Source organism: Nocardia tenerifensis NBRC 101015, assembly GCF_000308715.1.
Classification (GTDB): domain Bacteria; phylum Actinomycetota; class Actinomycetes; order Mycobacteriales; family Mycobacteriaceae; genus Nocardia; species Nocardia tenerifensis.
The window spans coordinates 38,950-56,967 of record NZ_BAGH01000302.1; the positions used below are offsets into that span (position 1 = coordinate 38,950).

Annotated in this window: 15 protein-coding genes and 1 pseudogene; 6 read left to right on the plus strand and 10 right to left on the minus strand. The window is 68.9% G+C overall.

The window, feature by feature from the left end; translation table 11 throughout:
- Positions 1 to 84: 84 nt before the first annotated feature.
- Positions 85 to 552 (minus strand): PaaI family thioesterase, encoded by a 468-nt coding sequence (locus ON39_RS24130; protein WP_040737753.1) that lies wholly within the window; start codon positions 550 to 552, stop codon positions 85 to 87.
- Positions 553 to 795: 243 nt separating this feature from the next.
- Between ON39_RS24130 and ON39_RS24135 the strand changes: the two genes are divergently transcribed.
- On the plus strand, positions 796 to 1,743 hold the full coding sequence (locus ON39_RS24135) for an SMP-30/gluconolactonase/LRE family protein (RefSeq protein WP_040737754.1): 948 nt from the start codon (positions 796 to 798) through the stop codon (positions 1,741 to 1,743).
- Here ON39_RS24135 and ON39_RS24140 read toward each other — a convergent pair whose 3' ends face one another.
- Positions 1,744 to 2,385: a CatB-related O-acetyltransferase gene (locus ON39_RS24140; protein ID WP_040737773.1), complete on the minus strand. Its 642-nt coding sequence runs from the start codon at positions 2,383 to 2,385 to the stop codon at positions 1,744 to 1,746. It abuts the gene before it with no gap.
- Positions 2,386 to 2,473: 88 nt separating this feature from the next.
- Between ON39_RS24140 and ON39_RS24145 the strand changes: the two genes are divergently transcribed.
- A complete protein-coding gene (locus tag ON39_RS24145) occupies positions 2,474 to 5,236 on the plus strand; it encodes a discoidin domain-containing protein (protein WP_246002946.1) in 2,763 nt (920 codons plus the stop codon).
- 269 nt (positions 5,237 to 5,505) lie between these two features.
- Here the strand turns inward: ON39_RS24145 and ON39_RS24150 are convergent, their stop codons facing one another.
- Positions 5,506 to 7,272 carry a gamma-glutamyltransferase family protein gene (locus ON39_RS24150; RefSeq protein ID WP_040737755.1) on the minus strand — a complete coding sequence of 589 codons (1,767 nt, stop codon included), beginning with the start codon at positions 7,270 to 7,272 and terminating at the stop codon, positions 5,506 to 5,508.
- Positions 7,273 to 7,461: 189 nt separating this feature from the next.
- Here ON39_RS24150 and ON39_RS24155 point away from each other — a divergent pair, with 189 nt between their 5' ends.
- Entirely contained in the window at positions 7,462 to 9,093 is a 1,632-nt protein-coding gene (locus ON39_RS24155) for a BCCT family transporter (protein WP_040737756.1), read from the plus strand.
- 91 nt (positions 9,094 to 9,184) lie between these two features.
- Here the strand turns inward: ON39_RS24155 and ON39_RS24160 are convergent, their stop codons facing one another.
- From ON39_RS24160 to ON39_RS24170, 3 genes are all read right to left on the minus strand, one after another.
- Complete coding sequence (locus ON39_RS24160) at positions 9,185 to 9,403, minus strand: helix-turn-helix domain-containing protein (RefSeq protein ID WP_146251164.1); 219 nt, start codon at positions 9,401 to 9,403, stop codon at positions 9,185 to 9,187.
- Positions 9,404 to 9,479: 76 nt separating this feature from the next.
- Entirely contained in the window at positions 9,480 to 10,115 is a 636-nt protein-coding gene (locus ON39_RS24165; protein ID WP_040737757.1) for a response regulator, read from the minus strand.
- Positions 10,112 to 11,275 carry a sensor histidine kinase gene (locus tag ON39_RS24170; protein ID WP_040737758.1) on the minus strand — a complete coding sequence of 388 codons (1,164 nt, stop codon included), beginning with the start codon at positions 11,273 to 11,275 and terminating at the stop codon, positions 10,112 to 10,114. The genes ON39_RS24165 and ON39_RS24170 overlap by 4 nt, the downstream gene beginning before the upstream one ends.
- Positions 11,276 to 11,472: 197 nt before the next feature.
- On the opposite strand from ON39_RS24170, the gene ON39_RS24175 reads away from it, so the two are divergent.
- On the plus strand, positions 11,473 to 12,981 hold the full coding sequence (locus tag ON39_RS24175; protein WP_040737759.1) for a multicopper oxidase family protein: 1,509 nt from the start codon (positions 11,473 to 11,475) through the stop codon (positions 12,979 to 12,981).
- 73 nt (positions 12,982 to 13,054) lie between these two features.
- Here ON39_RS24175 and ON39_RS24180 read toward each other — a convergent pair whose 3' ends face one another.
- From ON39_RS24180 to ON39_RS24195, 4 genes are all read right to left on the minus strand, one after another.
- Positions 13,055 to 13,459 (minus strand): DUF6301 family protein, encoded by a 405-nt coding sequence (locus ON39_RS24180; RefSeq protein WP_051186981.1) that lies wholly within the window; start codon positions 13,457 to 13,459, stop codon positions 13,055 to 13,057.
- A gap of 182 nt (positions 13,460 to 13,641) precedes the next feature.
- The gene (locus ON39_RS24185) at positions 13,642 to 14,457 is read right to left on the minus strand and encodes an RNA polymerase sigma factor SigF (RefSeq protein WP_051186982.1); all 816 of its coding nucleotides are present in this window, start codon (positions 14,455 to 14,457) and stop codon (positions 13,642 to 13,644) included.
- On the minus strand, positions 14,447 to 14,878 hold the full coding sequence (locus ON39_RS24190; RefSeq protein WP_051186983.1) for an ATP-binding protein: 432 nt from the start codon (positions 14,876 to 14,878) through the stop codon (positions 14,447 to 14,449). Before ON39_RS24190 ends, ON39_RS24185 begins: the two co-directional genes overlap by 11 nt.
- Positions 14,879 to 15,007: 129 nt before the next feature.
- On the minus strand, positions 15,008 to 16,615 hold the full coding sequence (locus ON39_RS24195) for a peptide ABC transporter substrate-binding protein (RefSeq protein WP_246002947.1): 1,608 nt from the start codon (positions 16,613 to 16,615) through the stop codon (positions 15,008 to 15,010).
- A 416-nt stretch (positions 16,616 to 17,031) separates the two neighbouring features.
- Between ON39_RS24195 and ON39_RS24200 the strand changes: the two genes are divergently transcribed.
- Complete coding sequence (locus ON39_RS24200; RefSeq protein WP_040737761.1) at positions 17,032 to 17,586, plus strand: DUF8020 domain-containing protein; 555 nt, start codon at positions 17,032 to 17,034, stop codon at positions 17,584 to 17,586.
- A gap of 148 nt (positions 17,587 to 17,734) precedes the next feature.
- Positions 17,735 to 18,018 (plus strand): annotated as a pseudogene (locus ON39_RS24205) (hypothetical protein); the annotation flags it as partial.

Sequence of the window (18,018 nt, forward strand, 5' to 3'; positions counted from 1 at the left end):
GGTGCCGGTCGCACGCCGAAGGCTCGGCGTCCCCCTCAGCGGGATGCCGAGGTGACCTCGCGGCCGAGACGACGAGGTCCGCCGTTACCTACCGTGCGCCCGCAGTTGATAACACCCTTCGGTCTCCGCGACCACCACACCGTCGGCATCGGTGACCACGGCCCGCAGGGTGAAGTCCGACTTCCCCTTGGCCGCGGCCTCCTCGGTGATGCGCGCGATCTCCTCGGGCGGCAGACTCGCCTCGGCCCGCACGTCGGTCTTCGCGGGCTTGCGGAAGTACACGTGCAGGTCCTTGACGAGCGGGTAGAACTCGGAGTTGTCGAAGGTGGCGATCGCGATCGCGCCGCCGAGGATCTCCGCCACCGTGAACAGCACGCCGGCGTACATCGCGCCGAAGTGGTTCCCGTTGCCCTCGATAGGCACCATGGTCGCCGCGAAACCCGGCCGCACCTCGAGCGCCGTCACGCCCATCCGATGCGCGACCGGAATGGTGAACTCCAGCGCCCCATTGATGACCTCCGCGAACGGCGGCGTCTCCAGCTCGTCACTCATCCCGCATCCCTTCGCACCGGCGACGCCCGTCGCCGCCGCCGAACGGCAAGCCTAACCCGGCCGACCGGAAATCCGGTGCGGCGCTGATCGTCTCGCAAGTATTACCCGTGGCACGCCCACGGCGCGGATGTGCGGGGATCTCCACCGCCGCGGGCGCATACTGCAGTGGATTCCCGAGTTCGACGAGGCGATTCGCGTGCCGGGGCGGCGAATAGCGCCTAATCGAGACAGTCGAGGTGTGCAATGGTCAGCAGGAACAAGGCAATGGTCGCCGCGGCGGCGTCGACGCTCGCCGCGATATCGGCGATCGCCGCGCCCGCCGCCAGCGCGGCGCCGGTGTGCGGCGGGGCGGGCCAGCCGACGGTGGTGGCCGCCACGCTGCCCGGTGCGCTGGAGGGGCTGACCGTCGACGCGCGCGGGCGGGCCTATACGACGGACCTGGTGACCGGCCGGGTCTATCGGATCGACGCGCCGGGCGCGGCGCCGGTGCCCATCGCGACGGTCCCGAGCGGCGGTGGCGGCGCGCTCACCTGGACACCGGACGACAAACTCCTGGTCGGCTACGGCGCGGACGCGCGGTCGTTCGCGGGCGACGCGCTGCGTCACGCCGGGATCATCGAACTCGATCCGGACACCGGGGCGGTGCGACCGTTCGCGGCGGGTCTCAGCGCCACCAACGGCATGGATGTCGCCCGGGACGGAACCGTCTACGCCACCAACGATTTCGGCAACCTCGTGGGCCGGGTCTACCCGAACGGTGTGGTGCAGGCGGATTGGGCGACGTTCCCGAGCGCGAACGGCGCGGTCCTCGGTAACGACGACGAATACCTCTATGTCTCACGCACATTCGTCAACCCCGGCGTGAGCCGGATACCGACCGCGAACCCCGGCGCGCCCCAGTCGCTGCTCGACCTCGGCGGCGCCGACGCGCTCGCCGCACCGGACGGCCTGACCCTGGACTCCCTGGACCGCCCCGTGGTCCCGCTCAATACCGCGGGCCAGGTCATCCGGATCGACGCGCCGAACCAGTACTGCGTTCTCGGCGGCGGCAACCCGATGACGAGCGTGCTCACCTACGGCCGCGGCACGACCGGCTTCTCGGCGGGCCGTCTCTTCGGCGCCACCTTCACCGGCGTGGTCTACGAGATCCCCGGCGGCTTCGACCCGGACGCCCGCACCGCGACGCCGTAGTCACTCGGGGGCCGCGGCCGCCAGTTCGTCGACGCTGCCGGACATGATCGTGCGGAGGTGCGCGGTCAGGTGCTCGAGCGGCCAGTCCCACCAGGCGATGGCGAGCAGTCGCTCGACGTCCTCGTCGCTGTAGCGGCGGCGGAGGAGCTTCGCCGGGTTGCCGCCGACGATGCCGTAGTCGGGAACGTCGTCGACCACCACCGATCCCGAGGCGATGATCGCGCCGTTGCCGATGCGCACGCCGGGCATCACCGTCGTCCGATAGCCGAACCACACGTCGTGGCCGATCACCGTGTCGCCGCGCCCGGGCAGGCCGGTGATCAGGTCGAAGTGTTCGGTCCACGAACCGCCCATGATCGGGAAGGGGAAGGTCGACGGGCCGTCCATCCGATGGTTGGCGCCGTTCATGATGAACCGGACGCCCTCGCCGAGCGCGCAGAACTTGCCGATGATCAACTTCTCCGGGCCGTAGTGGTACAGCACGTTGCTGGTCTCGAAGGCGGTCGGGTCGCCGGGGTCGTCGTAGTAGGAGAAGTCGCCGACCTCGATCAGCGGGGAGGTCACCAGCGGTCGCAGCAGTACCACCCGGCTCTGGCCCGGCATGGGATGCAGCACGGTCGGATCGGCGGGCACGGCGGACATGGCGAATCGCTCCCTCACGGTCGGTGACATGACCCGGACATGATCACGTGCTCCGAGTTCCGTAGTCGATCATAGGATCGAACCGTTCGTGGACGGTGTCACCGGCCGACCACGGGCCGCGACCTGGCACGACACGATCGCCCAGCCATGGAGGTACGGATTGCGTTCTCGCACCAGGGTCTTGGTCGGCGTCGCGCTGGTCGTGGCGGTCGCGCTGGTGGCGGGTGGGATCGTCCTCGCCGTCCGGCGCGGTGCGCCGGCCACGGTATGCCCGGACGACGACGCCTCGTCCGCCCCGGGGTGGGTGGCGACGAACACCGACGTGAATGCCGGGTTCGAGCGGCATCCGTTCGTCGGCAACGGCTACCTCGGGCTGCGGGTGCCACCGCGCGGGCCGGGATACGCGCTGACCGGCGAGCCGAGTGGCTGGCCCCTCTACACACCGCGCTATGACGGCGCGTTCGTCGCCGGACTGTACGGGCACACACCGGGAGTGGCCGAAGATCGCGAAGTCGTTGCGGCGCTGCCGAACTGGTCGGCGCTCACCGTCGGCGTCGGCGAGGACACCTACTCCCCGAACACGCCGGCCGAGCAGATCACCGACTTCTCGCAGACGGCGTACCTGCGCTGCGGGCTGGTGCGCACCGCGCTCACCTGGACCAGCCGCGACGGCAGGGCGACCGATCTGGTGTACGACGTCCTCGCGGACCGGGTCGACCAGCATGTCGGCGCGGTCCGCCTCACCGCCGTCCCGCACTGGTCCGGCGAGCTGGCGGTGACCGATCTGATCGACGGCGCGGGCGCGCGCCGGATGACGCAGACCATCGGCGGCGCGAGCGAGGGCGGCATCAAGGTCGGGTTCCGCGCCGACGGCACCGGTGTTGTCGGCGCGGTGGCGTCCGTGCTCAGCACCGGAGCCGCGCGGCGGCCCGACGCGGCGCGCGATCTCACCGTCGCTCAGCAGAACCGGCTCACCGTGCGAGCCGGAAAGTCCTATGCGGTAACCAAATTCGTCGGCGTCGACACCGCGCTCACCGCCCGGGATCCGGTGTCGGCGGCCCAGGACGCGGCCCAGCGGGCGGCGCGCAAAGGCTGGCCGGATCTGCTGGCGGGCACGGCCGCGGCCTGGCGCGCGCTGTGGCGCGGCGATATCGAGGTACCGGCGAATCCCGATTTCCAGACGTGGGTCCGCGGCGCGTTGTATTCGCTGTACTCGAGCACCAATTCCCAACAGGACAACAGCATCTCGCCCGTCGGGCTCAGCAGCGACAACTACGGGGGCGCGGTGTTCTGGGACGCGGACATCTGGATGCTGCCCGGACTGCTCCAGTTCGCCCCCGATCTGGCGAAATCCATTGTGCAGTATCGGTTCAAGACGTTGCCCGCCGCGCAGGCGAACGCGCGGCAGCTCGGCTTTCGCGGCGCCTTCTATCCGTGGACCAGCGCGAGCCGGGGCGCGCTCGCGGAGTGCCACAGCTGGGATCCCCCGCACTGTCTTACCCAGAACCATCTGCAAGGCGATGTCTCCCTCGCGGCCTGGCAGTACTACCTGGCCACCGGCGACATCGATTATCTGCGCGGGCGTAGCTGGCCGATCATGCGGAGCGTGGCCGAGTTCTGGGCCTCGCGGGCGACGCCGAACCCGGACGGCAGCTACTCGATCGAGAACGTCGCCGGCCCTGACGAATACAGCAACGGCGTCGACGACGGCGCCTACACCAACGCGGTGGCGGCGCTGGCCCTGCGCAATGCCGCCCGCGCCGCCGACCTCCTGCGCGAGCAGGCCCCGCCGGAGTGGACCGCCATCGCCGATCGGCTGCGCATGCCCTTCGACCAGGCGCGGCGGATATTCAGCCAGTACGACGGGTACGCCGGAACGCCGATCAAGCAGGCGGACACCGCGATGCTCATCTATCCGCTGGAATGGCCTATGCCGGAGGAGGTTTCACGGAACATCCTCGAATACTATGCCGACCGCACCGATCCCGACGGCCCGGCGATGACCGACGCGGTGCACGCCATCGACGCCGCGGCGATCGGCATGCCGGGCTGCGCGACGGGCACCTACCTCGAACGCGCGGTTCGCCCGTTCGAGCGGGCCCCGTTCGGGCAGTTCGCGGAGGCGCGCGGCGACAAGGCGGGCGTCGAGGACCCGCTGGCGGGCGCGCCCGCCTTCACGTTCGTCACGGCGGCGGGCGGGTTCGTGCAGACCTTCACCAACGGACTGCTCGGGCTGCGCCTGCGGGGCGACCGGGTGCGCGTCGATCCGACGCTGCCGCCGCGGTTCGGGGCGGGCCTACGCATTCGTGGCATGCATTGGCAGGGAAGGACTTTCGACGCCGAGATCGGGCGGGACGACGCGACGATCACGCTGCGCGACGGTGCGGCGATGCCGGTCGAGTCCGCGGCGGGCACGCAGTTGGTCAGTCGCGAGCAGCCATTGAGTGTCAAGACGCGTCGGCCGGATCTCCTGCCGACCGACAATCTCGCGCGCTGCAAGTCCGTGTCCGCTAGTTCGGCCGAGCCTGGGCGTTACGCGGAGGCCGCCGTCGACGGGAGTAGTTCGACCGGCTGGGTGGCCGACGCCGACCGAGGGGTTGTCACGGTCGACCTCGGAGCGGAAACCGTTGTGGGGCGGGTGCTTCCACACTGGCAGCAACGTCCGCCGGGGAAGGCCGAGCTCTCGGTGTCCTCCGATGATCGAACCTGGACGAGGATCAGCGCCGATCCGGTGACCGGCGTGCTTGCTAACCCCTTGTCCGCCCGCTACATCCGGGTGGACATCACGGCCGATGGCCCCGGCGCACGGCCCGGCCTTCGCGAGCTCGAGGTTTATGGGCCGCCGAGTTAGGCTGGGCCTCAACGTTTTCGGACTCGGAACACTTCACAACCGGAGCGCGCGGCGTCGGCGGGGCCGTGCGTGGCGTCAGCCGGGCCTGCAAGACCCCGCGCGTGAGCGTCAGCCGGGCCTGCAAGACCCCGCGCGTGAGCGTCCGCCGCGCCTGCAAGACCCCGCGCGTGAGCGTCCGCCGCGCCTGCAAGACCCCGCGCGTGAGCGTCCGCCGCGCCTGCAAGACCCCGCGCGTGAGCGTCCGCCGCGCCGAGGCCCGCGCGTGGGCGTCAGCGACCGACTGCGTAGCCCTGCATACCGCGCGGATTCGCCGCCGCGGACAGCACACCCGACTCGGGATCGCGTGCGACGGCGCACAACCTGCCCTCCGACCACGGCTCGCCGACGGTGACGTCGTGTCCACGGCGGCGCAGGTCCTCGATGACCGACTCGTCCATCCTGGACTCCAGGATGACTACGCCCGGCTCCATGTCGCGCGGGTAGAACGAGCTGGGGAACGAGGTGTTGTGCCAGTTGGGCGCGTCGATCGCGGCTTGCAGGTCCAGGCCGCCGTAGGCGACGGAGAGGAAGAAGTGCAGCTGCCACTGGTCCTGCTGATCGCCGCCGGGGGTGCCGAAGGCCATGACCGGCACGCCGTCGCGCAGTGCGAGCGCCGGCGTCAAGGTGGTGCGCGGACGGTGGCCCGGCACAAGGGTATTGGGCAGGCCCTCGTCCAGCCAGGCCATCTGCAGGCGGGTGCCGAGCGGGAAGCCGAGCTCGGGGATGACGGGGTTCGATTGCAGCCAACCGCCGCTCGGCGTGGCCGAGATCATGTTGCCCCACTGATCGACGATGTCGAAATGGCAAGTGTCGCCGCGCGTTTCGCCACTACTGGCGAGCGAGGGCTCGCCCGCGCCCTCCGCCTCGTCGCCCGGCGTCGAACCGCCGATGCGTGAGCTGAGCCGCGGCGGGCGCCCGTCGGGGCTGCCCGGACGCAGCGCGTAGGACGCCTTCGCCTCGATCAGCGCTCGTCGACTCGCGTTGTAGGACGGCGAAAGCAGTTCGGGCAGTGGCACATTCGGCACGTCGCCGTACCAGGCCTCGCGGTCGGCCATCGCGAGCTTGCAGCCCTCGATGAGCAGGTGGACGTACTCGGCGGAGCCGTAAGCAGGCAGTTCGTCGGGCAGCAGGGCGAGCTGCTGGAGGAAGACCGGTCCCTGGCTCCACGGGCCCATCTTGCACAGCGTCCAGCCGCGCCAGTCGTAGGTGGCGGGCTCCTCGTAGGTCGCCGACCAGCCGGCCAGATCGGCGGCCGTGAGGGTGCCGACGTGCCGCTCGCCGCTGGTGTCCATGGTCGGCCGCGCCGACTGCCGCAGCATCGCCTCGGCGATGAACCCCGTGCGCCAGATGCGCCGGGCCGCCTCGATTTCCGCGACCCGGTCGCCGCCGCCCTCGGCGACGGCCTCGTCGATCAGCCGGCGCCAGGTGCGGGCGAGCGCCGGATTGCGAAACAGCGCACCGGGTGTCGGCGCGGCGCCGTCGCGCAGGTACACCTCGGCCGAGGAGGTCCACTCGGCGGTGAAGAGTTCACGGACCTCCTCCACCTGAATCCGGATTCGGGGAACGGGCGGGTGGCCGTCCTGCGCGTACCCGATGGCGTAGCGCAGCAGATCGGCCAAAGACCTTGTGCCGTAATCACGCAGCAACACCATCCACGCGTCGAACGCGCCGGGCACCGCGGCGGCCAGCGGTCCGGTGCCGGGAACGAAATCCAGCCCGAGGCCGCGGTAGTGCGCGGCGCTCGCGCCCGCGGGTGCCGGGCCCTGTCCGCACAGCACGCGCACCGGCGCACCGGCCGGCGCGAGGATCATCGGTGCCTCGCCCGCGGGGCCGTTGAGGTGCGGCTCCACCACGTGCAGCACGAAACCCGCGGCGACGGCCGCGTCGAACGCGTTGCCGCCGCCCTCCAGCACGGCCATCGCGGACTGCGACGCCAGCCAGTGGGTGGACGACACCATCCCGAAGGTGCCCCGCAATGTCGGCCTCGTGGTGAACATGTCTGCGCCTCCGCCTCCCGCCGGCGAGCCGCGCCGGACTGACGCGGGTCTGGTCAAAAAGTACAGATTCCGGAGCGCGTCCGGTCGATTTGGGGCCGGTCTGGGCGGCCCGGTGGAACTCGCCACAAGTCCGCCGGGCTCCGCGTGTCCCCTCGGCTAATCGCTCGTTACCCGCGATAGTTGACTGCGATGGCTACCGAGACAGACACCACATCGACCGGGCCGGATCTGCGCCTCATCGGCATCGGCGGCGCCGCGGTGATCGCGGGCGTCGCCTGGGCCGCGCTCGGCGAGGACAGCTTCGACTCGGCGTCGAAGACCGCGCTGAACTGGGTGCTCGGCAATTTCGACTGGTTGTTCGTTGTCTCGGCCGACGTGTTCCTGGTCCTGTGCCTGGTGATCGCGGTGAGCCGGTACGGGCGGATCCGGCTCGGAAAAGACGACGACGAACCAGAATTCAGCAATCTCGCCTGGATCGCGATGATGTTCAGCGCGGGGATGGGCATCGGGTTGATGTTCTACGGCGTCGGCGAGCCGCTACAGCATTTCGTCGCGCCGCCGCCGTCCACGGGTGTGACGGCGCAGACCACGGCGGCGGCCGCTACGGCGCTGCAGTATTCGCTGTTCCACTGGACGCTCACGCCGTGGGCGATCTACGGGATCGTCGGACTTGCCTTGGCGTACGCGGGATTTCGGAAAGGGCGCGGCAATCGGCTCTCCGCCGCCTTCGTGCCGCTGCTCGGCGAACGCCGGGCACAGGGGTGGGCGGGGCAGGCCATCGATCTGCTCGCGGTGTTCGCCACCGTCTTCGGCACCGCGACCAGTCTCGGGCTCGGTGCGCTGCAGGTGGCGAAGGGTTTGCAGCTCACCGCCGACGCGCCGGACACCGTGAGTCTTCAGCTGATCATCATCGCCTCGCTCAGCGCGGCGTTCGTTCTCTCGGCGTTCTCAGGGCTGCACAAGGGCGTCAAGTGGCTCTCCACGGTCAATATCGTGCTGGCGGCGTTGCTCATGCTGTTCGTGTTCGTGCTGGGGCCGACGGTGTATGTGCTGGACAGCATTCCGTCCAGCATCGGCAACTACCTCACCGAGCTGCTGCCGATGGCCACCCGCACCGGCGCCTACGCCGACTCCGCCTGGCTCGGCAAGTGGACGATCTTCTACTGGGCGTGGTGGTTGTCGTGGGCGCCGTTCGTCGGCACATTCATCGCGCGCATCTCGCGCGGGCGCACGATTCGCGAGTTCCTCGTCGGTGTGCTGCTGGTGCCGAGCGGGGTGACCGTGGTGTGGTTCTGCATCATGGGCGGCAGCGCAATCCGGTTGTCCGCGACGGGCGTCGCCGACCTCACCGCGCAGGCGAGCGACGCGGAGGCCTCGCTGTTCGCCATGCTGGACGCGCTGCCCGCCGGGACCGTCACCTCGTGGGTGTCGATGATCCTGGTGATGACCTACTTCATCACCAGCGCCGACTCAGCCTCCCTCGTCATGGGCTCGCTCACCAGCCGCGGCGCCCTCAATCCGCCCTCGTGGCTCGTCGTCACCTGGGGCGTTTTGATGGCCTCGGTCGCGGCCGTCCTGCTCGTCGCAGGCGGTCTCAGCTCACTACAGACCGCCACCATCCTCGTCTCCCTCCCCTTCGTCCTCGTCATGCTCGCCCTCTGCTGCTCCCTCCTCAAAGAACTCCGCGAAGACCCCGGCGCCGGCCCCACCGCCCGCCCCCTCTACGGCCTGCGCACCGCAGTCCGAGCCATGGTCGGCGAAGCAATCAACGAATCCCCCCGCCGCCCCCGCCCCGACACCCGCCCCGTCCCCCTCGAATAACCCCGCCCGATCTCGCCACGCCCGCCCACCAGGGTCAGTGGCATGCCGTGTTCCGTGGGCAGCGAGATACGCTGAGGCCCAAGGGGTTTGGTCAATCGACCAGGCCGAGGTCGTCTTCGATCCGGCGGAGTTCATCGAAGGCCTGGCGGCGCTCGGCTTGTTGCCGCTGTTTGTAGGCGAAGACGTCTTCGCTGAGCAGCCTCGTACGGGAACCGACTTCGCGGGCGGGCAAGGTTCCGTCCTCGACGAGATTCATCGAGGAGATGCCGAGGATTGTCGCGGCCGCGGTCGTGGTGAGTTCGTTGGGCACGCTGGCCACCATAACCGTGCTGCGGCGGCTGACGAGGTCAAGGACCTGGTCGTCGACGTAGGCGGCGGGCGGCGGGTCAGGGGGTGTTGTGGGCGTGGAGGGCTAGGCGGACTCGGTTGTCGGAGGCGGTTTTGGTCATGAGGTTGGCTATGTGGGTTTTGACGGTGGTTAGGCCTAGGTGGAGGTGGGTGGCGATTTCTTGGTTGCTCAGGCCTTGGGCTACGAGGGTGAGGACTTCTTGTTCGCGGGGGGTCAGATTCAGTTGGCGGGCTGGGGGTTTGGGGGTGGGGTGGGTTGCTATGGCGTGGGTTACCAAGCGGCGCAGGAGGGTTGGGGAGAAGAGGAGGTCGCCGTCGGCGGTGCGGCGGATGGCGGTGAGCAGGTCGGCGGGGGCGGTGTCCTTGACGAGGTAGCCGGTCGCGCCCGCGGCGAGGGCGGGGAAGAGGTGGTCATCGTCGTCGAAGGTGGTGAGTACCAATACTTTTGCCGCCGGTCGGGCGGCGACGATCCGTTCGGTGGCGGCTACGCCGTCCAGGCCGGGCATGCGCAGATCCATGAGGATGAGGTCCGGGGAGTGTTCGGCGTTCAGGCGGATCGCCTCGATTCCGTTGGCGGCCTCGCCGACCACCCGGAAGTCGGGGATGGATTCGATGAGCATGCGCAGCCCGGCCCGGACCAGCCGCTGATCGTCTACCAGCAAAACGGTGATCATCGCGCCACCGCCTCGACCCCGGGCAGCCAGGCGTCGACCTCCCACCCTCCCCCAGCCGCGCCGACGGCCAGGGTGCCGCCCGCGAGCTCCACCCGCTCCCGCATGCCGATAATGCCGTGACCGGCCGGTTTCGCGCCGGAGACACCGACACCACTGCGCACGCGCAAGGCGATTCCCCCGCCGCGCCGGAGGACCTCGACCCGGACCGAACCCGCGGGCTCGGCGTGCTTCATCACATTGGTGAGCGACTCCTGCACCAGCCGCAGCAGCGTGAGCCTGCCGATGGCGTCGAGTCCGGCCAGCTCCGGCGCGATCTCGGCCTCGACGACGAATCCGGCCACCTCGACCCGGCGCACCGCCGCCGAGATCTCGGCCCGCACGGCTTCGGCGTCCACCAGCGCGACCTCGCCGAGCGCGGGGTCGCGCAGCGCGGCGAGCAACCGGCGGATATCGGCCAGCGCGTCGGCGGCGGTCTCGCGCACGTCGTCGAGGACCAGGTTCACGCGCGGATCCTGGTCGGCGACGACGTGTCGCGCGATGCCGACGCGCAGCACGATCGAGGCCATGTGGTGCGCGATCAGGTCGTGCAACTCCCGCGCCATCGCGCCGCGCTCGGCCGCTCGGGTGCGCGATTCCGCCTCGGCCCTTCGGTTTTCGGCGTCGGCGGCGCGCAGGCGCAGGGTCGCCGCCAGATCGCGCTGGCCGCGCAGGTACAGCCCGAGCAGCAGCGGCACCCCGACATAGGTGCCCGCCTCGACCACGGTGGCCGCGCCCCACAGGGTGGCTTCGTGGCTGCCCCACCGGCCGAGCACCACGGCCAGCGCCCAGCACGCGGCCGCGAGCGCCACCCGGGAGTTCGCCCGGGTACGCATCGCCACCTCGACCAGGGCGACGGCACCGAGAAACGGCACCAAACCCGACAACCCCCACGCCGGCGTGCGGAACATCGGCACGGCCAGGATCGACAGTGCCAGCGAGACGGCCAGCGGCCACCGATCGCCCACCACGAATAGCGCGCTCGCGAGCATGGCAAGCACCCAGTAACTCCAGGGCACGCGGTACTGGCCGGGGAAGGTACTCGCCAGCAACAGCAACGGGACCACCGCGAGCGGCAGGCAGCGCGCGAGCAGTCGCACGTCGCGCCGCCACCGGATGTCCATCACACGTCCACGGTAAGGGACAACGGACCGGCGTCGGCGGGGCACTCCCCGCTGTTCGTGACCGCGATAGCACGTCCCGCGCGCTTCCACAAGGGTCCGCGGGCGGAGCCGGACCGGCGGAATGGCGGCTCTGCGGACGATCTCCGCAATCCGTCGGCAATCGAGGCTGGAGGTAACCATGAGCGAAGGAGTAGAACGTGGTCTCGAGACGAGGCTTCCTGGCCGGACTCGCCGCGGCATGCACAGTGCCGCTCGCGGCATGCGCGGGGCGATCCGGCTCACCGATCCCCGGCCCGGCGACCAGGCCGCTGCCGATACCTCCGCTGGCCGCGTCCACGGTGGGGCCGGACGGCGTGCGCCGATTCACCCTCGACATCCAGCAGGGCACATCGGAGATCTTGCCCGGCAAGCGCACGCCGACCTGGGGTTACAGCGGTTCGATTCTCGGACCGACCGTGCGCGCCAGGCGGCACGAGACGGTGGCGTTCACCATCCGGAACGCCGTGCCGGAGCCGACCACGGTGCACTGGCACGGCATGCACCTGCCCGCGCGCTTCGACGGCGGACCGCACCAGACGATCCCCGTCGGCGGCACCTGGGAACCCGCGTGGACCATCGATCAGCAGGCCGCGCTGCTCTGGTACCACCCGCATCCGCACGGCGGCACCGAAAAGCATGTCTACCGCGGACTTTCGGGACTGTTCATCGTCGACGACGAGACGACCGACGCCCTCGATCTGCCGAAAGACTATGGGGTCGACGACATTCCGCTCATCATCCAGGACCGCCGCCTCACCGCCGACGGCGCGCTGGACGAGTCCGACCCGACCGACGTCGGCCTGCTCGGGGACACCATCGTCGTCAACGGCATCGCAGGCGCGCACCTCGACGTCCGCACCGACCGGGTCCGCCTGCGCATCCTCAACGGATCGTCGGGCCGCATCTACAACCTGGCCTTCGCCGACCACCGCCCGTTCCAGCTCATCGCCACCGACGGCGGCCTGCTCACCGCGCCCGTGACGCTGCCGAACATCCAGCTCAGTCCCGGCGAGCGGGCCGAACTCGTCGTAGAAATGCGCGGCGGCGAGCAAATCGTGCTCCGGTCGCTGCCGATCGAACAGCGCAGGGACATCGACCGGGCCGCCGAGTTCGGCTTCGACGACAGCTTCGACATCCTGCGACTACGCGCGGCGCAAAACCCGAAACCGTCTGCGCCCCTGCCGGTTTCGCTCGCCACGATCGCGCCGCTCGCACAACCGGGCACCGCCCCCGACCACACCTTCGAACTGAAGTGGTTCATGATCAACAACCAGCGCATGGACATGAACCGCGTCGACCTGACCGTCCCCGTCGACACCACGCAGGTGTGGACAGTCCGCAACAACGACAACTGGCCACACAACTTCCACGTCCACGACGTGCAGTTCCAGGTGCTCGACATCGACGACCAGGCCCCACCCCCCGCCCTATCCGGCTGGAAAGACACCCTCTACACCGAGCCCCAACGCACCTACCGCCTAGCGATGCACTTCGCCCACCACAGCGACCCCACCTACCCGTACATGTTCCACTGCCACCTGCTCCTGCACGAAGACCACGGCATGATGGGCCAATTCCTGGTCCTCGCCCCGGGCCGGCAACCCACTCCGATGCGAATGGACATGCCCGGCACGGAAACCGACGCCCACTCGGGCCACCACGGCTGAAGCGGGGCGTCACCCAGCCGATGGGCAGTAGGGGCGGCTGACTGGCGTGGGGAACGCCGCGGCCTGCTGGCGATCAATCCTCATCCTCGGGGTCAGGCTCATCCAGTTCCGCCTGGTATTCGCGGCCGACCAGATCAAAACGAACCGAACCAATGCCTCTCCTCAATCGGAGAACGACCCTGGACAGATCCCACCGGAGAACCTTGTCGATGTCCTGTCGGGTTGGAGCACCCAACGTTTGGGTCAACGCCCGGCCCAGATCGGCGAAACACGCTCTCAACTCGGGTTCAACTTCGAGAGGTATGGCGTCCGACGCGGTGGCGTCGGTGACATAGACCGACAGGTAATCCAGCCGCCGCTTCCGCAGATTGATGACCGCCAGAGGCCGGTTCACCGCGAGATCGGTGCGAATCACCGGGATCTTGCCCTTCCTCCACGATCTCCCACCCAGCCGCGGCACAGAACGGTTCGACATCATCGACCTTCCCGGACCACTCGAACTCCGCAGCAAGACGGGCAACACGAACCGCGCCCTCAATATCGGCATTCACGGGCTCAGGCTAGGAGTGACGGCTTGTTCGGCTCCGGTTGGCTACCGGACAACGGTAGTCCGCCGCGCCGGTGCCGGCGGTCCTACACCACCGGCACCGGTAGACGGTGTCAGTCGCGGAGGGCCTGCTCGCGCAGGGTGCTCAGGGTTTTGGAGAGGATGCGGGAGACCTGCATTTGGGAGACGCCGAGTTGGGCGGCTATTTGGTCTTGGGTCTTGGATTCGAAGAATCGCATGATCAGGACCTGGCGTTCGCGTTCGGGCAGCGCCGCGATGAGCGGTTTCACGGCGAGGTAGTCCTCGACGGTCTGGTACTCGGGCTCCTCGGCGCCGAGGGTGTCCAGCGGCGAACGCGGGGCGTTGTCGTCGTCGCTGTCGAGGCCGACGTCGATGGAGGAGGTCTGGTAGGCGTTGCGGGCGATCAGCGCCTGGGTGACCTCGACGAGGTCGGCGCCGAGCTCCTCGGCGATCTCGCGCGCCTTGGGCATCCGGCCGAGCCGCTGCGCGAGCGTCTCGATGGCGGGCGCGATGGTCTGCTGAATCTCCTTGAGCCGCCGCGGAACCCGCACCGACCAGGTGTAGTCACGGAAGTGCCTGCGCACCTCGCCCATGATCGTGGGCACCGCGAAGGCCAGGAACGGCGAACCGTGCGAGGCGTCGAACCGGTCCACCGCGGCCACCATGCCGACGCGGGCGATCTGTAGGAGGTCGTCGAAGTTCTCGCCGCGCCCGGTGAATTTGCGCGCGATGTGCTCGGCCAGCGGCAGACAGCGGCTGATGAGCTCCTCCCGCACGGCCGCGCGCCGCGGATCGTCGGCGTCGAGCTCGCTCAGCTCGAGGAACAGCGGCTCGATATTGTCGTAGCTGTCCCCACCACGCCGGCGCGACTCGTTGCCCACGCCGGACGTCGTCGCCTCATTGTTCATCGAGGACGCCCCGGGCCCACACGAAGTCGACGACAGTCGGGTAGCCGGAGACGGCGTCATCGAAGGGCGCCCTGGTCGCCGTGACCGAGTCGGTCAGGGTCTGCACGATGTGCCAGCCGAAACTGCCCGAGCCCACCTCGGTGTCCGACGTGCCCACCGCGCGAATACTGGCGTTCAGCACGCCCTCGCCGTAGGAGAACGCGCAGTCGATCGTCGAGCCGGGCGCCGCGTCCTGCATGAGCACGGTCGCGATCTCATCGAGCGCGAGACGGATATCGGTCACCTCGTCGAGGCCGAAATCGGCGATCAGCAATACGGTCTCGGCGAGGGCGCGCAGCATCGTCAATTGTTCCGGCGACGCGGGCACCGTGACAGCAACCGTGGTTGTCCCCGTCACGGATTCGGATACCCGTTCACTCATTCCGCCACCACCTCATTTACGTGCGCGTGTCCGATCGACGGGTCAGCCTACCCGGACCGAGCCGGTCCCGGCAGCGGGCACACCCGTACCGCCGCGCCACCGTTCCCGGCGGCGCGGCGCACCGAGACGCTACTTCTCGATGTTCTCGAAATCGAACTGGCCGTTCCAGGTGAGTTCGGCCTTCTTCACCTTCTCACCCAGACCGGCGGTGGCGATGAAATCGAGCACCGGAATGTCGGCCATATCCCGGAACAGCAAGGCCTGGGCCTCTCCGACGAACTTGTAGGACTCCTCGAGACTCTGCGCGGCCAAGGCCTGATCGATGAGCTTGTCGAACGCGGGATTCTTGTAGTCGACGTTGTTGGTTCCGGCGCCGGTGTAGTACTCGGCGGTGAGGAACTGGAGCATCGTCGGGTAGTCGCCCTGCCAGCCGTAGCGGAACGCCTTGCCGATGGTCCGCGCGGTGATCGCGGTCCGGATGTCCTTGAACGTCGGGTACGGCGCGCCGATGGCCTCGATGCCGAGGGTGTTCTTGATGCTGTTGGCCACGGCCTCGATCCACGCCTGATGCCCGCCGTCGGAGTTGTAGGCGATCTCGTAGCGACCCGACCACGGGGAGATGGCGTCGGCCTGCGCCCACAGCTTCTTGGCCTCGGTCGGGTTGTACTTCAGCACCTCGGAGCCGGGCAGGTCTCCGTTGAAACCGGGCAGGGTGATCGCGGTGAAGTCGCGCGAGGGCACCCTGGTCCCGCGGAAGATGTTCTCGCAGATCTGTTCTCGGTTGATCGCCATCGAGAGCGCCTTGCGGCGCAGCACGCCTTCCTCGCCCGCCAGGTGCGGGATGTTGGTCTGGCTGCTGATGTGCTGGTTCTGCGCGGTGGGCTTGGTGATCGCGCGCGAGCCGAGGTCGTTCTTGTAGGACGACAGCGCGCTGTCGGGGATCGTGTCCAGCGCGTCGAGGTTGCCCGCCTGCAGATCCGCGTAGGCCGTGTCGAACGACTGGTACATCACGAACCGCAGGCCCTTGTTCTTGGCCGGGCGCTCGCCCTTGTAGTCCGGGTTCGGCACCAGGTCGACCTTGACGTTGTGCTCCCACGCGCCCGTGCGCGCCATCTTGTAGGGGCCGTTGCCGATCGGGTTCTCGCCGAACGCCTTCATGTCCTTGAACGCGACCTCGGGCAGCGGATAGAACGGGGTGAAGGCGAGCGCGAGCTCGAAGTCGATCGACGGGCTCTTCAGCGCGATGGTGAAGGTGCGGTCGTCGACGGCCTTCAGGCCCGACATCGTCTGTGCCGTGGGCTTTTCCGCGGCGACCTCGTCGTAGCCGACGATATTGGAGAAGACGTAGCCCTGCAGCTGTGCGTTGGTGCCGAGCGCGGCGTAGTTCCACGCGTCGATGTAGGACTTCGAGGTCACCGCCGTGCCGTCGGTGAACTTCCAGTCCGGCTTCAACTTGATCGTGTAGTTCTTGCGGTCGGTCGTCTCGATCGCCTGCGCCATGTCGTCGTGCGCGACACCGTTGGCGTCGTAGTACTTGAGCCCGGCGAAGAGCCGGTCGACGATGCGGCTGCCGTTGTTGTCGTTGTTGTTGGCGGGCAACAACGGGTTCTGCGGCTCGGTGATATTGCTCGTGACGATGCCTGCGTCGGACTTGTCGTCCGACGAGCACGCGGCCAATCCGAGGCTTGTGGCCAGTAGCACCGCCGCCGTCAACGCACCGGCTCTTGTGAATCTCACTGCGTTCTCCCCAGGTCGAGAAGGGGCAGAGCCCGCGACACGCCTGAGGTCACCAGCGCTTGCCGACACGGTCTGCCTTGAATGTCCTCGGACAGTAGCGATTCCGCCGAGCGCTGTCAGGAGATCGGCGGCTCCTCGCTCGTGGGCGACGCCGTGTCGCAGAGCAGATGACGACCGTCGCCGGGTTCCAGCGTAGCGGCGGCAACTCACGAAAATACCTCCGCGCGGGATGACGGCACAGCCTGAAAACGTTGTGCGGTCAACGATTACGCAGGTGAATTCCCCGGATTTCGTTGCGCGGGATTCGCGGAATCGATCACTCGGCGCGGACGACCGAGTGAGAATGGTGAGGGCCTGATCCGGCTTCACGCGGACGTATCGGCTGTCGTGGCCGACAGAACATGTGGGGAAACACGATGAAAGTCAAAGGATTTGCCACCGCCCTTCTCGCAGTAGGTGCCACCGGAATCACCGCGGGCATCGTCAACGCACAACCGGTAATCGATCCATCGGCCCAGGTCAGCGTGCGCGGCGTCGATCATGGACTCGCCTACACGGCGGCGACGGACGGCCGGGGGGTGATCACCACCGTCGACGCGGGCCGGTTCGCGTTGACCGGCGACGCCGCCGCGGTCACCCTGACCGACGCCGCGGGCGCCGTCATCGCGACGCTGCCGACCTCCTTCACCGTCAACGGCCAGACCTTCGGCCTGCGCCCGCAGATCAGCGACGTCGGTCGCACCCTCACCATGACTCCCATCAGCGCGCCGGAAACCAGTGCGCACCTGGCTCAACTGGTCGACCAGCAGGACGACACCGTGGCCCGCAAGCAGTACAACGCGGGCGTCGGGGCCCTGATCGGCGCCGGCATCGGCGCGGTGATCGGCTTCTTCCTCGGCGGCGTCGGCGCCCTGGTCACCATCCCCATCGGCGCGGGCATCGGCGCCCTGATCGGTTACTCCACACCGTAATTCGCTCATCCTCGACTGACGCGGACGCCCGCCCGGGTGTCCGCGTCGGCCGTTGCGCGTGTTCCCCAGCTCTCCCCAGTCGGCCTCGCCGGCGAAACTTTCGGGGCGTGGCGCACCGCGCAGCCGACAACCGAGCGAGGATGGTCGGATGACCGACCACGTTCTCGCGATCGATCTCGGCAAGACGGGGTGCCGCGGCTCCCTGCGGCTCGACGGACAGGAAACGCGATCCGCCGATACGCCGGGCGCACCCGGCCTGGCCAACGCGGGCGGCGTCGAGGCCGCGGCAAGCGCGATCGGCACCGTCATCGATCGGCTCGCGGCGGCTGATCTCACCTTCTCCCTGTTCGTTGGTGCCGCGGGCGCCGCCGCCGCGCCGGACGCGGCCGAACTGCTCGCCCGACAGCTGACCGAGATCCCCGGCGCGCGAGC